The organism is Pseudomonas sp. UW4 (assembly GCF_000316175.1).
Taxonomy (GTDB): Bacteria; Pseudomonadota; Gammaproteobacteria; order Pseudomonadales; family Pseudomonadaceae; genus Aquipseudomonas; species Aquipseudomonas laurylsulfatiphila.
Genome location: NC_019670.1, coordinates 6,028,488 through 6,046,977, shown reverse-complemented (window position 1 = coordinate 6,046,977; position 18,490 = coordinate 6,028,488). Strand labels below are relative to the sequence as shown.

The 18,490-nt window shown below is 60.8% G+C and carries 16 protein-coding genes; 10 read left to right on the top strand and 6 right to left on the bottom strand.

The annotated features are described in order from the left end of the window. Nucleotides 1-83 precede the first annotated feature (83 nt). Nucleotides 84-1,226 carry an MFS transporter gene (locus PPUTUW4_RS26960; protein WP_015097359.1) on the top strand — a complete coding sequence of 381 codons (1,143 nt, stop codon included), beginning with the start codon at nucleotides 84-86 and terminating at the stop codon, nucleotides 1,224-1,226. Nucleotides 1,227-1,289: 63 nt separating this feature from the next. Here the strand turns inward: PPUTUW4_RS26960 and PPUTUW4_RS26955 are convergent, their stop codons facing one another. Both PPUTUW4_RS26955 and PPUTUW4_RS26950 read right to left on the bottom strand, forming a co-directional pair. Then, nucleotides 1,290-2,864 carry a phospholipase D family protein gene (locus PPUTUW4_RS26955; RefSeq protein ID WP_015097358.1) on the bottom strand — a complete coding sequence of 525 codons (1,575 nt, stop codon included), beginning with the start codon at nucleotides 2,862-2,864 and terminating at the stop codon, nucleotides 1,290-1,292. Between the two features lie 60 nt (nucleotides 2,865-2,924). After that, nucleotides 2,925-4,358, bottom strand: coding sequence for a PLP-dependent aminotransferase family protein (locus tag PPUTUW4_RS26950; protein WP_015097357.1), 1,434 nt, complete (start codon nucleotides 4,356-4,358; stop codon nucleotides 2,925-2,927). 179 nt (nucleotides 4,359-4,537) lie between these two features. On the opposite strand from PPUTUW4_RS26950, the gene PPUTUW4_RS26945 reads away from it, so the two are divergent. After that, nucleotides 4,538-4,783, top strand: a complete 246-nt coding sequence (locus PPUTUW4_RS26945) for a DUF1127 domain-containing protein (protein WP_015097356.1) — start codon at nucleotides 4,538-4,540, stop codon at nucleotides 4,781-4,783. Between the two features lie 143 nt (nucleotides 4,784-4,926). On the opposite strand, the gene PPUTUW4_RS26940 is transcribed toward PPUTUW4_RS26945, so the two are convergent. Then, nucleotides 4,927-6,234, bottom strand: coding sequence for an FAD-binding oxidoreductase (locus PPUTUW4_RS26940; protein WP_015097355.1), 1,308 nt, complete (start codon nucleotides 6,232-6,234; stop codon nucleotides 4,927-4,929). Nucleotides 6,235-6,381: 147 nt separating this feature from the next. Between PPUTUW4_RS26940 and PPUTUW4_RS26935 the strand changes: the two genes are divergently transcribed. Beyond that, nucleotides 6,382-6,735: a YkgJ family cysteine cluster protein gene (locus PPUTUW4_RS26935; RefSeq protein WP_007975156.1), complete on the top strand. Its 354-nt coding sequence runs from the start codon at nucleotides 6,382-6,384 to the stop codon at nucleotides 6,733-6,735. Between the two features lie 135 nt (nucleotides 6,736-6,870). Here PPUTUW4_RS26935 and PPUTUW4_RS26930 read toward each other — a convergent pair whose 3' ends face one another. Next, a complete protein-coding gene (locus tag PPUTUW4_RS26930; protein ID WP_007975155.1) occupies nucleotides 6,871-7,359 on the bottom strand; it encodes an Lrp/AsnC ligand binding domain-containing protein in 489 nt (162 codons plus the stop codon). Between the two features lie 157 nt (nucleotides 7,360-7,516). On the opposite strand from PPUTUW4_RS26930, the gene dadA reads away from it, so the two are divergent. From dadA to PPUTUW4_RS26900, 6 genes are all read left to right on the top strand, one after another. Continuing rightward, a complete protein-coding gene (gene dadA, locus PPUTUW4_RS26925; RefSeq protein ID WP_007975154.1) occupies nucleotides 7,517-8,821 on the top strand; it encodes a D-amino acid dehydrogenase in 1,305 nt (434 codons plus the stop codon). Then, entirely contained in the window at nucleotides 8,793-9,146 is a 354-nt protein-coding gene (locus PPUTUW4_RS26920) for a RidA family protein (RefSeq protein ID WP_007975152.1), read from the top strand. The genes dadA and PPUTUW4_RS26920 overlap by 29 nt, the downstream gene beginning before the upstream one ends. A gap of 97 nt (nucleotides 9,147-9,243) precedes the next feature. Further along, the gene (alr, locus tag PPUTUW4_RS26915) at nucleotides 9,244-10,317 is read left to right on the top strand and encodes an alanine racemase (RefSeq protein WP_015097354.1); all 1,074 of its coding nucleotides are present in this window, start codon (nucleotides 9,244-9,246) and stop codon (nucleotides 10,315-10,317) included. A 128-nt stretch (nucleotides 10,318-10,445) separates the two neighbouring features. Then, nucleotides 10,446-10,994, top strand: coding sequence for a cupin domain-containing protein (locus tag PPUTUW4_RS26910; RefSeq protein WP_015097353.1), 549 nt, complete (start codon nucleotides 10,446-10,448; stop codon nucleotides 10,992-10,994). 182 nt (nucleotides 10,995-11,176) lie between these two features. Next, complete coding sequence (locus PPUTUW4_RS26905; RefSeq protein ID WP_015097352.1) at nucleotides 11,177-11,599, top strand: c-type cytochrome; 423 nt, start codon at nucleotides 11,177-11,179, stop codon at nucleotides 11,597-11,599. A gap of 259 nt (nucleotides 11,600-11,858) precedes the next feature. After that, nucleotides 11,859-13,781, top strand: a complete 1,923-nt coding sequence (locus PPUTUW4_RS26900; RefSeq protein WP_015097351.1) for an acetyl-CoA hydrolase/transferase C-terminal domain-containing protein — start codon at nucleotides 11,859-11,861, stop codon at nucleotides 13,779-13,781. A 129-nt stretch (nucleotides 13,782-13,910) separates the two neighbouring features. Here PPUTUW4_RS26900 and PPUTUW4_RS26895 read toward each other — a convergent pair whose 3' ends face one another. Next, nucleotides 13,911-14,483: a xanthine phosphoribosyltransferase gene (locus PPUTUW4_RS26895; RefSeq protein WP_007975145.1), complete on the bottom strand. Its 573-nt coding sequence runs from the start codon at nucleotides 14,481-14,483 to the stop codon at nucleotides 13,911-13,913. Between the two features lie 55 nt (nucleotides 14,484-14,538). Then, nucleotides 14,539-16,548 (bottom strand): DNA helicase Rep, encoded by a 2,010-nt coding sequence (gene rep, locus PPUTUW4_RS26890; RefSeq protein WP_007975144.1) that lies wholly within the window; start codon nucleotides 16,546-16,548, stop codon nucleotides 14,539-14,541. 264 nt (nucleotides 16,549-16,812) lie between these two features. On the opposite strand from rep, the gene PPUTUW4_RS26885 reads away from it, so the two are divergent. Beyond that, complete coding sequence (locus PPUTUW4_RS26885; RefSeq protein ID WP_015097350.1) at nucleotides 16,813-18,486, top strand: bifunctional diguanylate cyclase/phosphodiesterase; 1,674 nt, start codon at nucleotides 16,813-16,815, stop codon at nucleotides 18,484-18,486. The last annotated feature ends 4 nt before the right edge of the window (nucleotides 18,487-18,490 follow it).

Below are 18,490 nucleotides of genomic sequence, written 5' to 3'. Positions count from 1 at the left end.
GTTGCTCCGTCATCGCGAGCAGGCTCGCTCCCACAGTGTTTTGTGTTGTCTGTAAAAACAATAAATCCACAGGAGCGTGGAACATGCGTTGGGCGACTTATTTCGCCGTCTTGGCATCTGTCCTGAGTGTCGGCCTGGCCCTGGGCGTCAGCATGCCGCTGGTGTCGTTTCGGCTGGAGAGCTGGGGCTACGGCTCGTTTGCTATTGGTGTCATGGCCGCGATGCCCGCCATTGGCGTCCTGTTGGGGGCGAAAATCTCCAGCCATCTGGCGGCACGATTCGGCACCGCCAATCTGATGCGCCTGTGCCTGTGGGCCGGGGCGGTTTCGATCGGATTGCTGGCGCTGTTGCCGAGTTATCCGGTCTGGCTGGTGCTGCGGTTGATGATTGGGGTGATCCTGACCCTCGTATTCATTATCGGTGAAAGCTGGATCAATCAATTGGTGGTCGAGGAGTGGCGCGGGCGGCTGGTGGCGCTGTATGGCAGCAGCTATGCGCTGAGTCAGCTGGCAGGCCCGGTGTTGCTGGGGTTTCTCGGTACCGAACACGATTATGGTTTTTGGGTGGGTGTCGGTTTGCTGATGGCGGCTCCGTTCCTGTTGCTGGGCCGCAGTGGTGCACCGAGCAGCGAAGCCAGCAGCGTGACCTTGAGTGATTTGCTCGCTTTCTGTCGTGGCCTGCCGGCGATTGCCTGGGCGGTGTCGCTGTTCGCTGCGTTCGAGGCGATGATTTTGACTCTGTTGCCGGTCTATTGTCTGCGCCAGGGCTTCACCACGGAGATCGCACTGGCGATGGTCAGTACGGTGGTGGTCGGCGATGCGGTGCTGCAATTGCCGATTGGTGCGTTGGCCGATCGCTTGTCGCGTCGGGCGTTGTTTACCGGCTGCGCAGTCATCTTGCTGGTGTCTAGCCTGGCGATTCCGATGCTGATCGATACGCTGCTGATCTGGCCGCTGTGGGTCCTGTTTGGCGCCAGTGCCGGCGGCTTGTTCACCTTGTCGCTGATCCTCATCGGCGAGCGTTATCGCGACGATGCGCTGGTGCGGGCCAACGCACACATCGCTCAGTTGTGGGGCATCGGTTGTCTGATCGGGCCGCTGTTGGCGGGCGCCGGCAGCCAGTGGATCAGCGGCCATGCGTTACCGTTGCTGATGGCGGTCGGGGCCTTGGGCGTGTTGATTGTGGTGTCGCGGCAAGGGGCGTTTGGTGCGGTGCAACCGGCTTAGCTCAAAAGATCAAAAGATAGCAGCCTTCGGCAGCTCCTACAGGGCTGCGATCTTTTGAGGGAGCTACAACATCCGCTCCAGCCCAACCATGTTGCTCAGCCACGCATTGAAACGACGCCACCAGCTCCCTGGCTCCTTGGTCAGGGTGTGCATTTTTCCGTCGTCTTCCGTGCTCCAGACAATCTGACCGTTCTCCAGCTCCACTTGATAGCTCAGGGCTGGCGCCATGCCCTGCAGCGCCAGTTCGCGGACCCGTGCAGCCAATTCCGGGCTGTCCACCAACACGCCGACCTCGGTGTTCCACAGCACTGAGCGCGGATCGAAATTGAACGAGCCGATAAAGGATTTCTGCTGGTCGAAGATCATCGCCTTGCTGTGCAGGCTGGAGTCAGAGCCGCGATAGGAGCTGCTGGAAAACAGATGCGGCCCGCTACCGCTGCCGCCTCCCTCGCCGGGTTGGCGACGCAATTCGTACAGCTTCACGCCGTGTTCCAGCAATGCCCTGCGATAGGGTGCGTATCCGCCGTGAACCGCGGGAACGTCCGTGGCTTCAAGTGAATTGGTCAGCAACCTCACCGAAACGCCGGCATCGGCGCGTCCGGTCAGGTACACGAGCCCCGGTTGGCCGGGTACAAAGTAGGCCGAGACCATGATCAGCTCTTTGCGGACGCCGTCGAGTTCAGGCGCAAATTGCGTGGTCAGCAGCAACTGCGGGTCGGGCTCGCCCTTGGCCAGTACCTTGCTCGGCGCATCCCACAATGCCTGGTTCCAGGCCCAGATCAGTTCGCGGCGCCAGATGTCCAGGCGCGGATGGGTGGTGAAGGTCATCAAGTGTTTGTAGAGCGCGTGATCCTGCCTGCGGGTTTCCGCCAGGGACTCTTCCAGTCGGGAGCGGGTGTTTTCCAGGTCGCGCAGGGTGGGTTTGCTCGACAGGAATTCGTCGATCGGCTTGCTCAGGGCGCTGTTCCAGTATTGGTCGAAACTGTGCCCGAGTTGCTCGGCAACCGGGCCGACACCGAGCAAGTCGATGTCGGTGAAATTCATGTTGGGCTCGGCATCGTAATACTCATCCCCCAGATTTCGCCCGCCGACGATGGCCATGCTGCTGTCCGCCAGCCACAACTTGTTATGCATGCGTCGATGCTGTTGCGACAGGTTGAGCAGCCGGCCTACGGTACGTGTCACCCCCGTACTGCGGCCCAGGTTCAGCGGATTGAACACGCGGATCTGGATTTTCGGGTGCGCGGCGAGGGTGGCAATGACGCGGTCCAGGCCGTCGCTGGTCATGTCATCAAGCAGTACCCGCACCCGCACGCCCCGGTCGGCGGCCTTGAGCAATTCCTCGATCAACATGCGCGTGCTGATGCCGTCGTGCACGATGTAGTACTGCAAATCGAGGCTGCTTTGGGCATTGCGGATCAGTTCGGCACGGGCGGTGAAGGCCTCGGTGCTGTCCGATAGCAGGCGGAAGCCCGATTGTCCCTTGTAAGGTGCGGCCTGTGCCTGGACTGAGCGGCCGAATGCGGAGTCTGAAGCCGGCAGCGCCTGGCTCGGTACACGCTGTACGTCGAGGCTGGCGCAACCGCCCAGGAACGAGGCGAGTAGCACAAGAGCAAGCAGGGGCTGTCTGACTCTCACGTAGGGACGTTCCGTTTGGCGGCATAGTCAGGCATATGGACGCTGATTCACCAATAAAAGTCAGTCGCTGAGCTGATCGGTTTCCGCCAGCAGTTTGATCGCTGTCGCACCGACCTTGCGCACCGCCTCTTCGATCTGCGGTGTTGGCTTGGCAGCGTAGTTCATGCGCAGGCAATTGCGGTACTTGCCCGAGGCGGAAAAAATACTGCCCACTGCAATCTGTACGCCCTGGTCGTGCAAGGCGCGATTCAGTTTCAGGGTGTCGAAGCCTTCCGGCAGTTCGACCCACAGCATGAAGCTGCCTTGTGGGCGACTGGCGCGGGTGCCGGCCGGGAAATAGCGGGTCACCCAATCGATCATCATGTCGCGATTGCGCTGGTATTGCGTGCGCATCCGCCGCAAATGCGGTTCGAAATGGCCGCCCTTGAGAAATTCGGCAATGGCGATCTGCGGTTGCGGCGCGGTGGAGCCGGTGCTGATGTATTTCATGTGCAGCACCCGTTCCAGATAGCGGCCGGGCGCGACCCAGCCGATGCGCAGGCCCGGTGCCAGGGTCTTGGAAAACGAACTGCACAACAGGACGCGACCGTCCTCGTCGAAGGACTTGATCGTGCGCGGGCGTGGATAGGTGTAGGCCAGTTCGCCATACACATCGTCCTCGATGATCGCCACGTCATAGCGCTGGGCAAGCGTCAACAGCGAGCGTTTGCGCGACTCCGGCATGATGTAGCCCAACGGGTTGTTGCAGTTGGGGGTCAACTGTATGACCTTGATCGGCCACTGCTCCAGGGCCAGCTCCAGCGCTTCGAGGCTGATGCCGGTCAACGGATCGGTGGGGATTTCCAGAGCCTTCATGCCCAGGCCCTTGAGGGTCTGCATCGCACCGTGAAAACTCGGCGAGTCCACCGCCACAATGTCTCCCGGTTCGCAGATCGCGCGAATGCTGGTGGACAGCGCTTCGTGGCAACCGGTGGTTACTACCAGGTCGCTGGCGCCCAACTGGCAGCCGGAATCGAGCATCAGGCGGGCGATCTGTTCGCGCAGTTCGAGGTTGCCGTGGATGTTGTCGTAATACAGGCCGGGCATGTCCTGTCGCCGGCTGATCCGTGCCAGGTCGCGCAACAGTGGCTTCATGGTTGGACTGGTGATGTCCGGCATGCCGCGGCCCAGTTGCACCACGTCTTTGCGCGGCACGGCGCGAATCAACTCCAGCACCTGATCCCATTGGGAGATGTCCACCGGCCGTTGGGCCGGGCGGCCGACTGCCGGCAAATCCGGCAGTTCGCGGCTGGCCGGGACAAAGTACCCGGATTTGGGACGCGGCGTGGCCAGCCCGCTGTCTTCCAGCACCCGATAGGCCTGCTGCACTGTGCTCAGGCTGACGCCGTGCTCGACGCTCAGCGCCCGTACCGAGGGCAGCCGGTCACCGGGGCGATAGAAGCCCTGTTCGATACGCGTGCCGAGCAATTCGGCCAGGTTGACGTAAAGGGTCATGGTGCAGCCTCGATAGGGATGATTCGGTTAACCAGTACAGATCAGACGAAAAAACGGGATTCAGTGACGGAATCGGCAAAACTGTATGGAGTTAATACAGTTGCTTTGAATCTGTAATGCTTTTTCCCGCCCGCGCATCATGGAACCTCTGGCTACCCAAGTAAACAGGAGCATCCAAGATGAACGGTTTGAGCGATGTGCGGCTGACATTACACAGTCAGGAACTGGCGACAGGGCAGAACAACGGCGCGCGGGAGGCGGGCATGCACAATGCGTCGTCCGGCCTGAGTCGTTGGGATCAGTTCTGGCGTCGGCTGCACACGCGCAAGGCGTTGCTGGCGCTGACACCGGATCAGCTCAAGGATATCGGGCTGACGCGGGAGCAGGCGTTGGAGGAGGGGCTGAAGCCTTTCTGGCGGATCTGAATGTTGCAGTTTTCTTCAGGGCCTCATCGCGGGCAAGCCCGCTCCCACAAGGACCGGCGGTGAGCGCAAATTTTGTGAACACCATCATTCCCTGTGGGAGCGAGCTTGCTCGCGATAACGTCGGCACAGACACCGCCAATCCTTCAGACCAACTCTTTGAGCCGATGCCACAACATCCCCAACGCCAGCAACGGTGAGCGCAAATGCTTGCCGCCGGGGAAGGTGATGTGCGGCACCCTGGCGAACAGATCGAAGCCGCCGCTGTGCTGGCCGCTGATGGCTTCGGCCAGCAGCTTGCCGGCCAGGTGCGTGGCATTCACGCCATGACCGGAATAGGCCTGGGCGTAATACACATTCGGCTGGTCCTTGAGCCGCCCGATCTGCGGCAGGCGGTTGGCGCCGATGCCGATCATGCCGCCCCATTGGTACTCGATCTTCACTGCGCTCAGCTGCGGGAAAACCTCGAGCATTTTCGGACGCATGTACGCGGCGATGTCTTTCGGGTCGCGGCCGGAGTAATGGCAAGCGCCGCCAAACAGCAGGCGCCGGTCCGCCGAGAGCCGGTAGTAGTCCAGCGCCACCCGTTGGTCACAGACCGCCATGTTCTGCGGCAGCAGGGCGTGGGCCTGTTCTTCGCCCAGTGGTTCGGTGGCGATGATGTAGCTGCCGGCGGGCAGGACTTTACCGCTGAGTTCCGGGTTGAGGTTGTTGAGGTAGGCGTTGCAGCCCAGCACCAGGGTCTTGGCTCGCACCGAGCCCTCGGCGGTATGGACCTTGACCTCGGGGCCATAGTCGATGCGGGTCACGGCCGACTGCTCGAACAGTCGGACCCCCAGTCGTTGCGCAGCCGCCGCTTCGCCCAAGGCCAGGTTCAGTGGATGCAGGTGCCCCGAGCCCATATCGATCAGGCCACCGACGTACCGTGTGGAGCCGACCACGGTGTGCATCTCATTGGCTTGCAGCAAACGGGTCTCGTAGCGATACCCGAGGCTGCGCAGTTCTTCGGCATCCTCGGCGAACCCTTCAAGGTCACGGGGCTTGTTGGCGAGGTCGCAGTAACCCCAGGTCAGGTCGCAGGGGATCTGGAAGCGCTCGACCCGTTGCCGGACGATTTCCACGGCTTCCAGGCCCATGAGTTTCATTTGCCGCACGCCATCGGCACCGATGACGTTGGCGAACTGATCGAGGCCGTGGCCGACGCCGCGAATCAGTTGCCCGCCATTGCGTCCACTGGCGCCCCAACCGATTCTGTGGGCTTCAAGCAACACCACGCTGAGGCCGCGTTCGGCCAGCTCAAGCGCCGTGTTCAACCCCGAAAAACCGCCGCCCACCACGCAGACATCGGCCCGCACTTCGCCTTTGAGCACCGGAAGTTCGGGCTGCGGCAGGCTGGTGGCGGCGTAGTAGGACGCGGTGTGGTTCAGAGCAGGCTGTTGAGCACGGGGGGTCATGTGCGTGTTCCTGATTCTTGCGTTTAGAAAATTTGACGGAGCATATGCCGGACCTTCCCGGACGGGCAACATTGGTCGGCTGGTGCTGTCTGGATCGGGGATTTTGCGTCAGAATCGCGCTCTATTCCGCTTTGGGTCACCGCTGCAATGAGCTGCAACAGCCAGACAATCCGCACATTGCGCCAACAGATTCCCTCGTTCGAGTGCGTGCCCGGCTGCCATGACTGCTGCGGGCCGGTGACCACCTCGCCGGAAGAAATGTCGCGCCTGCCGCGCAAGACGCGCGCCGAGCAGGATGCCGCCATGGAAGAGCTCAACTGTGTGCATCTGGGGCCCAATGGCTGCACTGTGTATGACGAACGGCCGCTGATCTGCCGGTTGTTCGGCACCACCAAGACCTTGCCATGCCCCAATGGGCGCGGGCCAGTGGAGTTGATTCATCCGCGGGTGGAGAAGCAGGTGTTCGAGTACATGGCCAGCACCCGGCAAGTGCTGGTCTAGATAGACCGAGTCGCTGCCTTCGCGAGCAAGCCCGCTCTCACATTGGATCTTCAGTGGCCACAGATTTGTGTACGGCTGCGATCAACTGTGGGAGCGGGCTTGCTCGCGAAAGCGGCTGAACAGACTCCGCCAATCTCAATCCGGAATCGGCAGGGTCAAACTCTCCTTCACCTCTTCCATCACGATATAGCTCTTGGACTCCCGCACATGGGGCAGCTTGAGCAGGATGTCGCCCAGCAATTTGCGGTACGAGGCCATCTCGGAAATCCGCGCCTTCACCAGGTAGTCGAAATCCCCTGACACCAGATGACACTCCAGTACATGGGGCAATTTCAGCACCGCGCGTCGGAACTCTTCGAAAGTGTCGCCGGATTTGTAATCCAGGCTGATCTCGACGAACACCAGCAGACTACCCTTCAGATGTTGCGGGTTTAGCCTGGCGTTGTAGCCCATGATGATCCCCTCGCGCTCCAGTCGCCGGACCCGCTCAGTACAGGGCGTGGTCGAGAGCCCGACCTTTTCCCCAAGCTCGGTAAAGGAAATCCGCCCGTCCGCTTGCAGGATCCGCAGGATGTTGCGATCGATCTTGTCCAGCTCACGTTTGGTCTGAGTGTTGGTCCGCATAGGGGATGCGCCTCCGTGAAAAGGGTTTTTGCCGAGAATTGTCGCCAAATATAGGCGCTTATATAGTGAAAAGCACTGGCAAATCTTTTTTACACTGCGCGCATCTAAAGCTCTGAACAACAAACGTCAGCGGTTAGCCGCGATGAGGGATATGAAAATGCGCGTCATGGTCTTGGGCAGCGGCGTCATCGGTACCACCAGTGCTTATTATCTGGCCCGTGCCGGGTTTGAAGTGGTGGTCGTCGACCGGCAGCCGGCTGCTGCCATGGAGACCAGTTTCGCCAACGCCGGGCAGGTCTCGCCGGGTTATGCCTCGCCGTGGGCTGCACCGGGTGTGCCGCTCAAGGCCATCAAGTGGCTGTTGCAGCGCCACGCGCCCCTGGCAATCAAGGCCACTGCCGACATCGACCAGTACCTGTGGATGGCACAGATGCTGCGCAACTGCACCGCCAGCCGTTATGCGGTGAACAAGGAGCGCATGGTCCGTCTGTCCGAGTACAGCCGTGACTGCCTCGATGAACTGCGCGCTGAAACCGGCATCGCCTACGAAGGCCGCAGCCTTGGTACGACCCAACTGTTCCGCACCCAGGCCCAGCTGGACGGCGCTGCGAAAGACATCGCAGTGCTGAAAGAGTCCGGCGTGCCGTTCGAACTGCTCGACCGCGAAGGCATCGCTCGCGTTGAACCGGCGCTGGCCAGCGTGACTGACATCCTCGCCGGTGCCCTGCGCCTGCCGAACGACCAGACTGGCGACTGCCAGATGTTCACCACCAAGCTCGCAGAAATGGCCGCGAACCTCGGCGTGCAATTCCGCTTCGGCCAGGACATTCAGCGCCTGGACTTCGCCGGTGACCGCATCAATGGCGTGTGGATCGACGGCAAGCTGGAAACCGCCGACCGCTACGTGCTGGCTCTCGGCAGCTACTCGCCGCAACTGCTCAAGCCGCTGGGGATCAAGGCGCCGGTGTACCCGCTCAAGGGCTACTCCCTGACTGTGCCGATCACCAACTCGGCGATGGCCCCGACCTCGACCATTCTCGACGAGACCTACAAGGTCGCGATCACCCGTTTCGACAACCGCATCCGCGTCGGCGGCATGGCCGAGATTGCCGGTTTTGACCTGTCGCTGAACCCGCGTCGCCGGGAAACCCTGGAGATGATCGTCAACGATCTTTATCCTCAGGGCGGCGATCTGGCCCAGGCCAGCTTCTGGACCGGTCTGCGTCCGACCACTCCGGACGGCACGCCGATCGTTGGCGCCACCCCGTTCAAGAACCTGTTCCTGAACACCGGTCACGGCACGCTCGGCTGGACCATGGCCTGTGGCTCCGGCCGTTTGCTGGCGGACCTGATGGCGAAGAAAAAGCCGCAGATCAGCGCCGAAGGCCTCGATATTTCCCGTTATGGCAACAAAACCCAGGAGTCTGCAAAGCATGTCAGTCCAGCGCCAGCTCACCAATGAGCGCATGAGTCAGATCGTCACCCATAACGGCACGGTTTACCTGGCCGGACAGGTAGGCGACGACATGAACGCCGGGATTGAACAGCAGACCCGTGAAACCCTCGCCAACATCGAGCGTTTGCTCGATCTGGCCGGCACCGACAAGCACAACCTGCTGTCGGTGACGATTTACCTGAAAGACATCGATGCGCATTTCGAAGGCATGAACGCGGTGTGGGACAACTGGCTGCCAAAAGGCGTCGCCCCGGCCCGTGCCACCGTTGAAGCGAAATTGTGCGAACCGGAAATCCTGGTCGAGCTGTCGGTTGTAGCCGCTCTGCCATAAGCTTTCAGACAGATCCCTCTCCCGGTGCTGTTGGTGGTTCACGCTGTCAGTCAGCGCCGGTTTTTCTTCCCGATAACCCGACCAGAAGTCTGCCGCCATGCGTCCTGCCCGTGCCCTGATCGACCTTCAAGCCCTGCGCAACAACTACCGAATCGCCCGTGAGCTCACGGGGGCCAAAGCCCTCGCGGTGATCAAGGCCGATGCCTATGGCCATGGCGCGGTGCGTTGCGCCCAAGCGCTGGAAGCCGAGGCGGACGGGTTTGCCGTGGCCTGCATCGAAGAGGCGCTGGAGCTGCGGGCGGCGGGCATTCGTGCACCGGTCCTGCTGCTGGAAGGTTTTTTCGAAGCCGATGAACTGGCACTGATCGTCGAGCATGATTTCTGGTGCGTGGTGCATTCGCTGTGGCAACTCGAAGCCATCGAGAAAGCGGCGTTGAGCAAGCCGATCATCGTGTGGCTGAAACTCGATTCGGGCATGCACCGTGTGGGGCTGCATCCGGCGGATTATCAGGCGGCCTACCAACGGCTGCTGGCCAGCGGCAAGGTCGCGAAAGTAGTGCTGATGACCCACTTTGCGCGTGCCGATGAACTGCACGAACAAGCCAGTGCCGATCAGGTGGCGGTATTTGAAGCGGCGCGCAAGGGCTTGTCCGCCGAGGTCAGCCTGCGCAACTCGCCGGCGGTGCTCGGTTGGCCGCAGATTCCGAGCGATTGGGTGCGTCCCGGCATCATGCTCTATGGCGCCACGCCGTTCGAAGAGGCCAACGAAGTTGCCTCACGCCTGCAACCCGTGATGACCCTGGAATCGAAAGTCATCAGTGTCCGCGAACTGCCGGCTGGCGAGCCAGTCGGTTATGGCGCCAGATTCGTCACGCCCAAACCGATGCGCATTGGTGTGGTGGCCATGGGTTACGCCGACGGGTACCCGCGTCTGGCACCGACCGGCACCCCGGTGCTGGTTGCCGGGCAGCGCAGCCAGTTGATCGGCCGGGTGTCGATGGACATGCTCTGCATCGACCTGACCGATGTTCCGCAGGCCGGTCTCGGTTCGACCGTCGAGTTGTGGGGCAAAAACATCCTTGCCAGCGATGTAGCCATGGCAGCCGGGACGATTCCTTACCAGATTTTCTGCAACCTGCGCCGGGTGCCACTGCTCTATTCCGGGGCTTAGTGCGTAAGGCTCCAGACCGGAAGTCGCCTCGCTGAGCAGGATTCAGGTCAAGGTGTTGTAAATACTGAACGCTGTCGCCATGATAACGTCCACTATTCCAACAATTTTGAATCCTGGAGGCGCAAGCTTTGGACGTCGGTGAACGACTGCAATCCATCCGTAGGCTCAAAGGCCTTTCCCAGCGTGAGCTCGCCAAACGGGCGGGCGTCACCAACAGCACCATTTCGATGATCGAAAAGAACAGCGTGAGCCCTTCGATCAGTTCGTTGCGCAAGGTGTTGGGCGGGATTCCCATGTCCATGGTCGAGTTCTTTTCCGAAGAAATCCTGCAGGAAAAGCCGAGCCAGATCGTCTACAAGGCCAACGAGCTGATCGATATTTCCGATGGTGCCGTGACCATGAAACTGGTCGGCCGGGCCCACCCGAGCCGGGCTATCGCGTTCCTCAATGAAATCTATCCGCCAGGTGCCGACACCGGTGAGGAGATGCTCACCCATGAGGGCGAGGAAACCGGCATCCTGGTCGAAGGAAAACTGGAGCTGGTGGTCGGTCTCGAAACTTTTGTCCTCGAAGCCGGTGATAGCTACTACTTTGAAAGTACCAAGCCACACCGTTTCCGGAATCCGTTCGATGCGCCTGCGCGACTAATCAGCGCAGCCACACCGGCGAATTTCTAAGAAAAGAGGCGTCCTGCCAGCATTGCAGAGGCGCCCGGGCCGTTTTTCCGCCGCCGCCTAAGACCCTTGCGACTTTGGGGTTGTTTCAGTGCGACGGGCTTACCGCTATACTTGCGCCCGCCTGCGAACCGTGGCCGTAGGCGTGACTAGCCACCATTGAGGGTGAACGCGTGAACCTAATTATGAAAATGCTGGCTGCACCAGCAACCGTATTGGCCCTATGGGCTGTCAGTGTCAGCGCTCAGGCTGCGACCAACGACGATATCGCCAAACGCCTTGAGCCAGTCGGCCAGGTCTGTGTTCAGGGTAAAGAGTGCAAGGGCATGGAAGTGGCCGCTTCCGCCGGCGGCGGTGGTGGTGCAAAAACCCCGGATGAAGTGATTGCAAAACATTGCAACGCTTGCCACGGTTCAGGCCTGTTGGGCGCACCGAAAGTCGGTGATGCTGCCGCTTGGGGCGAGCGCGCCAAGAAAGAAGGTGGTATTGACGGTCTGCTTGCCAAAGCGATCTCCGGTATCAACGCGATGCCGCCAAAAGGCACCTGCGCCGATTGCGCAGACGCCGAACTCAAAGGCGCCATCCAGAAGATGTCCGGCTTGAAATAAGCGCCAGATCTTCCGCAAAAAAACCGTCTTCGGACGGTTTTTTGTGCCCCCATTCCCTGTAGGAGCGAGCTTGCTCGCGATGAATTCGAAGGCGCCGTGGGGTGTCAGGCTTGCCGCGTTATCGTTGACGACCATCGCGAGCGAGCTCGCTCCTACAAGGTATTTGTGTCGGGCGGTTGGCCGATACAGGCTGTTCATTGCAGCAAAGACCCGGCAATCTCGGTCCAAACCCAAGTCATGGAACTTGAGGGAGGATCCGATGGTTCAGCTGTGCTCTATCGAACAGGCAGTCGATGACGTCCTGGCAAGGTTGCCGGCGCATATCCACATGGGCTTGCCTCTGGGGTTGGGCAAGCCCAATCACTTCGTCAACGCGCTGTATCGACGAATCGCACAGTTGCCCGAGCGGCGGCTGACGATCTACACCGCGTTGTGTCTGGGCCGCCCGCCCTTGGGCGACGGATTGCAAAAGCGCTTCCTCGAGCCCTTTATCGAACGGGTTTTCGGCGATTATCCGGAGCTGGATTTCCTCGCCGACCTGCGTCGCGATCAACTCCCGGGCAACATCCACATCCAGCAGTTTTTCATGCAGCCCGGCAGCCTGCTCAACAGTGCCACGGCGCAGCAGGATTACGTCAGCAGCAACTACAGCCATGCGGCGCGGGACATCAATGCCGCCGGGCTGAACCTGGTGGCGCAACTGGTGGCCAGCCATGCCGAGCATCCCGACCGCTTGAGCCTGAGCTGCAACCCCGACATCACCCTCGACCTGTTGCCGATGATCGCCAAGCGCCGCGCCGCCGGAGAAACCATCCTGATGGTCGGCCAGGTGCACGACGATCTGCCTTACATGCCCGGCGATGCGGAACTGGGCATCGACACCTTTGACCTGCTGATCGATGAGAAAGACCACACCACGCTGTTTTCCACGCCGAACATGCCGGTGGGGTGTCAGGACCATTTCATCGGCTTGCATGCCAGCACCCTGGTGCGTGACGGCGGTACGTTGCAGATCGGCATCGGCGCCATGGGCGATGCGCTGACGGCGGCGCTGCTGGCGCGGCAAGCGGACAACGACGCTTACAAGGCGTTGCTGGCCGACGTAAACCTCAGCCACTGGGCGCAACTGATCGAGCGCGAGGGCGGCGCCGATCCCTTCGCCAAAGGCCTGTATGGCTGTAGCGAAATGTTCGTCAATGGCTTGTTGGTACTGGCTGATGCCGGGATCGTGCGGCGCAAGGTTTATCCGGACCTGGCGACCCAACAGCAGGCGAATGCCGGCACCCTCGACGAGGCTGCGCAAACCGATGGCATCTCGGTGCACGGTGGTTTCTTCCTCGGTCCGCGCAGCTACTACGAACGCCTGCGCGAGTTGCCACAAAACAAGCGGCTCGAATTCAACATGACCCGCATCAGCTACATCAATGAGCTTTACGGGCAGGAAGAACTCAAGCGCTTGCAGCGCCTGAATGCGCGGTTCATCAACACCGCGTTCACCGTGACCTTGCTCGGTGCCGCGGTGGCGGATCAGCTCGAGGACGGACGTGTGCTCAGCGGCGTAGGCGGGCAATACAACTTCGTGGCTCAGGGTCATGCACTGCAGGGCGCGCGCTCGGTGCTGCTGCTGCGCAGCTGGCGTGAGTCTGGCGGTGACGTCAGCTCGAACATCGTCTGGGAGTATGGCCACTGCACGATTCCCCGGCACTTGCGGGACATGGTGGTCACCGAATATGGCATCGCCGATCTTCGTGGCAAAACCGATGCTGCAGTGATCGAGGCCTTGCTCAATATCAGCGACTCGCGTTTTCAGTCGGGGTTGATTGAACAGGCGCAGAAGGTCGGCAAATTGCCCAAGGACTTCTGTCTCGATCCGCGCTTTGCTGATAACACTCCGCAACGGTTGCAGGAGATCCAGGCGCGGCATCCGCTGCTTTTTCCAGAGTATCCACTGGGCTGTGATTTCACCGAGATCGAGCAAGATGTATTGCGGGCACTGAACTGGCTCAAGAGCAAGTTCAAGCTGAGCGAGGTGCTGGAGTTGGGCAAGGCAGCGCTGGATGCGCCGGAAGCAACAGCGTTCCCGGAGCATCTGGAGCGCATGCAGCTGGCCAGCCCGGAGGGGCTGAAGGAGGAGTTGTATCAGCGGTTGCTGCTAACCGGCCTCAAGGCCACCGCGCAATAACAACCCGTGCATAACAAATGTGGGAGCGGGCTTGCTCGCGAAGGCGGTGTATCAGTCAAAAACCAGTCGACTGACACACCGCCTTCGCGAGCAAGCCCCGCTCCCACAGGGGAATTGCGGTGTGGCGGCTTACTCGATAAAGGTCACGACACCATCGGCCAGCGACTTCACGCGAGCCAACGACTCCACGCGATAACCCTGCGAATCCAGCTCCGCACGGCCGCCCTGGAACGACTTCTCGATCACGATGCCCAGGCCCGCCACGGTAGCGCCGGCCTGTTTGATGATCGAAATCAGCGCCTGGGACGCCTTACCGTTGGCCAAAAAGTCATCGATGATCAGCACGCGGTCGCTACTGGTCAGGTGGCGCGGGGAGATGGCCACAGTGCTTTCGGTCTGCTTGGTGAACGAGTACACGGTCGCCGACAGCAGGTTTTCGGTGAGGGTCAGGGACTGGTGCTTGCGGGCGAAGATCACCGGCACGCCGAGGTTCAGACCGGTCATGATCGCCGGGGCGATGCCCGAGGCTTCGATGGTGACGATCTTGGTGATGCCCGAGTCCTTGAACAGCGTGGCGAATTCGTCGCCGATCAGCTTCATCAGGGCCGGGTCGATCTGGTGGTTCAAAAAGGCGTCGACTTTCAGGACCTGGTCGGAAAGCACAATGCCTTGTTCGCGAATTTTCTGGTGCAGGGCTTCCATGAAGCTGTCCTCTTTTGGCGCCTGTGCGCCGAAGGTCATATAAAAGTGGTCAATTCTAGCGCTTTAACATCGCGCGTATATCTGCCAATGCGTTGTTGCCCCGCACGGCTTTGACTTCGGTCGGTGTGTCGTCGTTGCCTTCCCAGGCCAGATCGTCCGGTGGCAACTCATCGAGGAAGCGGCTCGGCGCGCAATCGATGATCTCTCCGTACTGCTTGCGCTTGGCCGCGAAGGTGAAGGCCAGGGTCTGGCGCGCGCGGGTAATGCCAACGTAGGCCAGGCGACGTTCTTCTTCGATGGTGTCGGCTTCGATGCTGGAACGGTGCGGGAGGATTTCCTCCTCCATGCCCATGATGAACACATAGGGGAATTCCAGGCCCTTGGACGCATGCAAGGTCATCATCTGCACGCCTTCGGCGCCGTCTTCCTCTTCCTGCTGACGCTCGAGCATGTCACGCAGGACGAGTTTGCCGATGGCGTCCTCGACGGTCATTTCGCCTTCTTCGTCTTTTTCCAGGGTGTTCTTCAGCGCCTCGATCAGGAACCAGACATTACCCATGCGGTAATCGGCGGCCTTGTCGCTGGAGCTGTTGGTGCGCAGCCAGTTCTCGTAGTCGATGTCCATGACCATGCTGCGCAGGGCCGAGATCGGGTCTTCGCCGGCGCACTGCTCGCGCACCCTGTCCATGAAGCGCTTGAAGCGCGACAGGCGATCGGTGAAGCGGCTGTCCAGATGCTCGCCCAGGCCGATTTCGTCGGTGGCGGCGTACATCGAGATCTTGCGCTCGGTGGCGTAGTTACCGAGCTTCTCCAGAGTGGTCGAACCGATCTCGCGGCGCGGCACGTTGATCACCCGCAGGAAGGCGTTGTCGTCATCCGGGTTCACGATCAGGCGGAAGTAGGCCATCAGGTCTTTCACTTCCTGACGGCCAAAAAAGCTGTTGCCGCCGGACAGGCGATACGGCACTTGGTGGTGCTGCAATTTCAGCTCGATCAGCTTGGCCTGGTAGTTGCCGCGATACAGGATCGCGAAATCGCTGTACGGCCGGTCGGTGCGCAAGTGCAGGCTGAGGATTTCCATGGCCACACGCTCGGCCTCGGCGTCCTCGTTGCGGCAGCGGATCACGCGGATCTCGTCGCCGTGACCCATTTCACTCCACAGCTGTTTTTCGAATTCGTGGGGGTTGTTCGAGATCAGCACGTTGGCGCAGCGCAGGATGCGGCTGGTGGAGCGGTAGTTCTGCTCCAGCATCACCACTTTCAAGGACGGGTAGTCCTCCTTGAGCAGCATCAGGTTTTCCGGGCGGGCACCGCGCCAGGCGTAGATCGACTGGTCATCGTCGCCCACCACGGTGAACTGGTTGCGTTTGCCGATGAGCATTTTCACCAGCAAATACTGGCTGGCGTTGGTGTCCTGGTATTCGTCCACCAGCAGGTAGCGCACCTTGTTCTGCCACTTTTCCAGGATGTCGGCGTGTTCTTCGAACAGCTTCACCGGCAGCAGGATCAGGTCGTCGAAGTCCACTGCGTTGAACGCCTTGAGCGTGCGCTGGTAGTGGGTGTAGACGATGGCGGCGGTCTGCTCCTTGGGATTGCGCGCGTTTTCCAGGGCCTGGGCCGGCAGGATCAGGTCGTTTTTCCAGGCGCCGATCATGTTCTTGATCTCGTCGACACCGTCGTCGCCCGAGTATTCCTTCTGCATGATGTCGGTCATCAGGGCTTTGACGTCAGTCTCGTCGAAGATCGAGAAGCCCGGTTTGTAGCCCAGCCGCACGTGTTCCTTGCGGATGATGTTCAGGCCCAGGTTGTGGAAGGTGCAAACCGTCAGCCCGCGACCTTCACCGGCACGCAGCAGGGTGCCGACCCGTTCCTTCATCTCGCGGGCAGCCTTGTTGGTAAAGGTCATGGCGACGATGTACTGGGCGCGGATGCCGCAGTTCTGGATCAGGTGCGCGATTTTGCGCGTGATCACACTGGTCTTGCCGGAGCCTGCACCGGCGAGCACCAAAAGAGGGCCGCCGACGTAGCTCACGGCTTCTTGCTGCCGGGGATTGAGTCGGGACATAGGTAATTTCAGGAGTCAGTCACGAAATGGGCCGGCATTTTAACAGGCTCAGCGATTTGTGCTGCTCTGTCCGACTTGTGACGTACCGCGCTATCTGTAATTGCCGGTTTTGTTACTTTCACGCAGGATGCGCAACGAATTTGCGGCTAATGTTCGTAATTCCGGATACAAAGGGCTCGTTTTGATAACTGATGTCATTGTCATTGGTCATCGGGACGGCATAATGCCCGTCGCCTACATCTTTGCAGAGTCTAGGGAGCTAGCTTGTCTACGCCTGTCGAACCCTTGCGTTTGCTGCTACTGGCCGAAGAGCCAGCGTGGGCAGCGTTGTTGCGCGAGTGTCTGGCTCCGATGGGGAGCTCGGCCGTGCTCATCAGCGCGCCGAGTTGGGAGTCGGTCAGCAGCCTGTTCGATGACAACCGCAGCGCGGTGTTATTGACCATCCCGCAACTTCAACCGGCGCCGGGCCGTTGCAGCCTGCCGACGGTGTTGCTGCTCGACCATGAGCCGCTGACCCCGCCCGACGGTGTAAGTGACTGGCTGGTGCGCGATCATCTCGATCCGGGCATGTTGCGCCGCTGCCTGCGCCATGTGCGAGAACGTGGCGTGCTGGAAAACACCCTGCAACGCCTGGCCGAGCAAGATCCGCTCACCGGCATCGCCAATCGCCAGGGCTTCCAGACCCTGTTGACGGCGCGCCTGGCGGAAAACGACGGTCGCGGCCTGGCCCTCGGTCATCTCGACCTCGACAATTTCCGTTACGCCAACGACGCCCTTGGCCATCAGGCCGGTGACCGCCTGATCCTGCAGGTGGTGGCGCGGCTCAAGAGCCAGCTTGAAGCCGGCGATCAACTCGCGCGCCTGGGCAGTGATGAATTCGCGCTGCTGATCGACACCCGTCGCGCACCCCAGCGTGCCGAGTGGATGGCCGAGCGCATCAGCGAAGCGCTGGCCGAACCCTACTGGGTCGACGGCGAAAGCTTGTTGATCGGCTCCAGCCTGGGCATCGCTTACGCCCGGGCCCAGGCCGGCGCGGACCCGCTGATGTGGCACGCGCACATTGCCATGCAGCAGGCCAAAAGCACCCAAGGTTGCACCTTTCACATTTTCAACGAACGCATCAATCGCAATGCCCGCAGCATCGCCGACCTCGAAACCGAACTGCGTCGGGCACTGCGCCGCGATGAGCTGGAGTTGCACTACCAGCCACGGCTGAACCTTGAAGACGGACAGATCGTCGGCCTCGAAGCGTTGGTGCGCTGGCGCCATGCCGAGCGCGGCTTGCTGCCACCGAGCGAATTCGTGCCGCTGGCCGAGCAAAGCGGCCTGATCGTGCCGCTGGGCTACTGGGTGATTTCCCGGGCCTTGCGCGACATGCAGGCGCTGCTTGAGCTGGGTTTGCCGCCGTTGCACATGGCGATCAACCTGTCGTTCCGGCAATTCCAGGACAGCCAGTTGCTGTCGACCCTGAGTCGCCTGATTGCCGAGCGCGGCGTCGAGGCGCAGTGGCTGGAGTTCGAACTGACCGAAACGGCCGTGATGCGCCGCAGCGACCTGGTCAAGCAGACCATGGACGCCCTCGGGCGCCTCGGTGTGCGCTTCTCTCTCGACGACTTTGGCACCGGCTTCTCGTCGTTCGTGCACCTCAACAGCCTGCCGATCACTTTGCTGAAGATCGACAAGAGCTTTGTCGGCGGCATGGAGCAGCGTGAGGAAAACCGCAAACTGGTCCACGCGATGATCAACCTGGCGCACAACCTCAACCTTGAAGTGGTCGCAGAAGGTGTGGAGACACCGGAGCAACTGGATCTGCTGCGTGGGTTCGAATGCGATCAGGTGCAGGGGTATTTGATCAGCAGGCCATTGCCGCTGGCCGAGTTGGTGGAATATCTGATGTTTGGCTCCAGCCAGCAGCCGGCGCAGGAAGTCGTAAGCTGATCAC

Coding starts and splice junctions, on each gene's coding strand:
- PPUTUW4_RS26960 (WP_015097359.1), top strand. CDS start 84: ATGCGTTGGGCGACTTATTTCGCCGTCTTGGCATCTGTCCTGAGTGTC.
- PPUTUW4_RS26950 (WP_015097357.1), bottom strand. CDS start 4,358: ATGACCCTTTACGTCAACCTGGCCGAATTGCTCGGCACGCGTATCGAA.
- PPUTUW4_RS26945 (WP_015097356.1), top strand. CDS start 4,538: ATGAACGGTTTGAGCGATGTGCGGCTGACATTACACAGTCAGGAACTG.
- PPUTUW4_RS26940 (WP_015097355.1), bottom strand. CDS start 6,234: ATGACCCCCCGTGCTCAACAGCCTGCTCTGAACCACACCGCGTCCTAC.
- PPUTUW4_RS26935 (WP_007975156.1), top strand. CDS start 6,382: ATGAGCTGCAACAGCCAGACAATCCGCACATTGCGCCAACAGATTCCC.
- PPUTUW4_RS26930 (WP_007975155.1), bottom strand. CDS start 7,359: ATGCGGACCAACACTCAGACCAAACGTGAGCTGGACAAGATCGATCGC.
- dadA (WP_007975154.1), top strand. CDS start 7,517: ATGCGCGTCATGGTCTTGGGCAGCGGCGTCATCGGTACCACCAGTGCT.
- PPUTUW4_RS26920 (WP_007975152.1), top strand. CDS start 8,793: ATGTCAGTCCAGCGCCAGCTCACCAATGAGCGCATGAGTCAGATCGTC.
- alr (WP_015097354.1), top strand. CDS start 9,244: ATGCGTCCTGCCCGTGCCCTGATCGACCTTCAAGCCCTGCGCAACAAC.
- PPUTUW4_RS26905 (WP_015097352.1), top strand. CDS start 11,177: ATGAAAATGCTGGCTGCACCAGCAACCGTATTGGCCCTATGGGCTGTC.
- PPUTUW4_RS26900 (WP_015097351.1), top strand. CDS start 11,859: ATGGTTCAGCTGTGCTCTATCGAACAGGCAGTCGATGACGTCCTGGCA.
- PPUTUW4_RS26895 (WP_007975145.1), bottom strand. CDS start 14,483: ATGGAAGCCCTGCACCAGAAAATTCGCGAACAAGGCATTGTGCTTTCC.
- rep (WP_007975144.1), bottom strand. CDS start 16,548: ATGTCCCGACTCAATCCCCGGCAGCAAGAAGCCGTGAGCTACGTCGGC.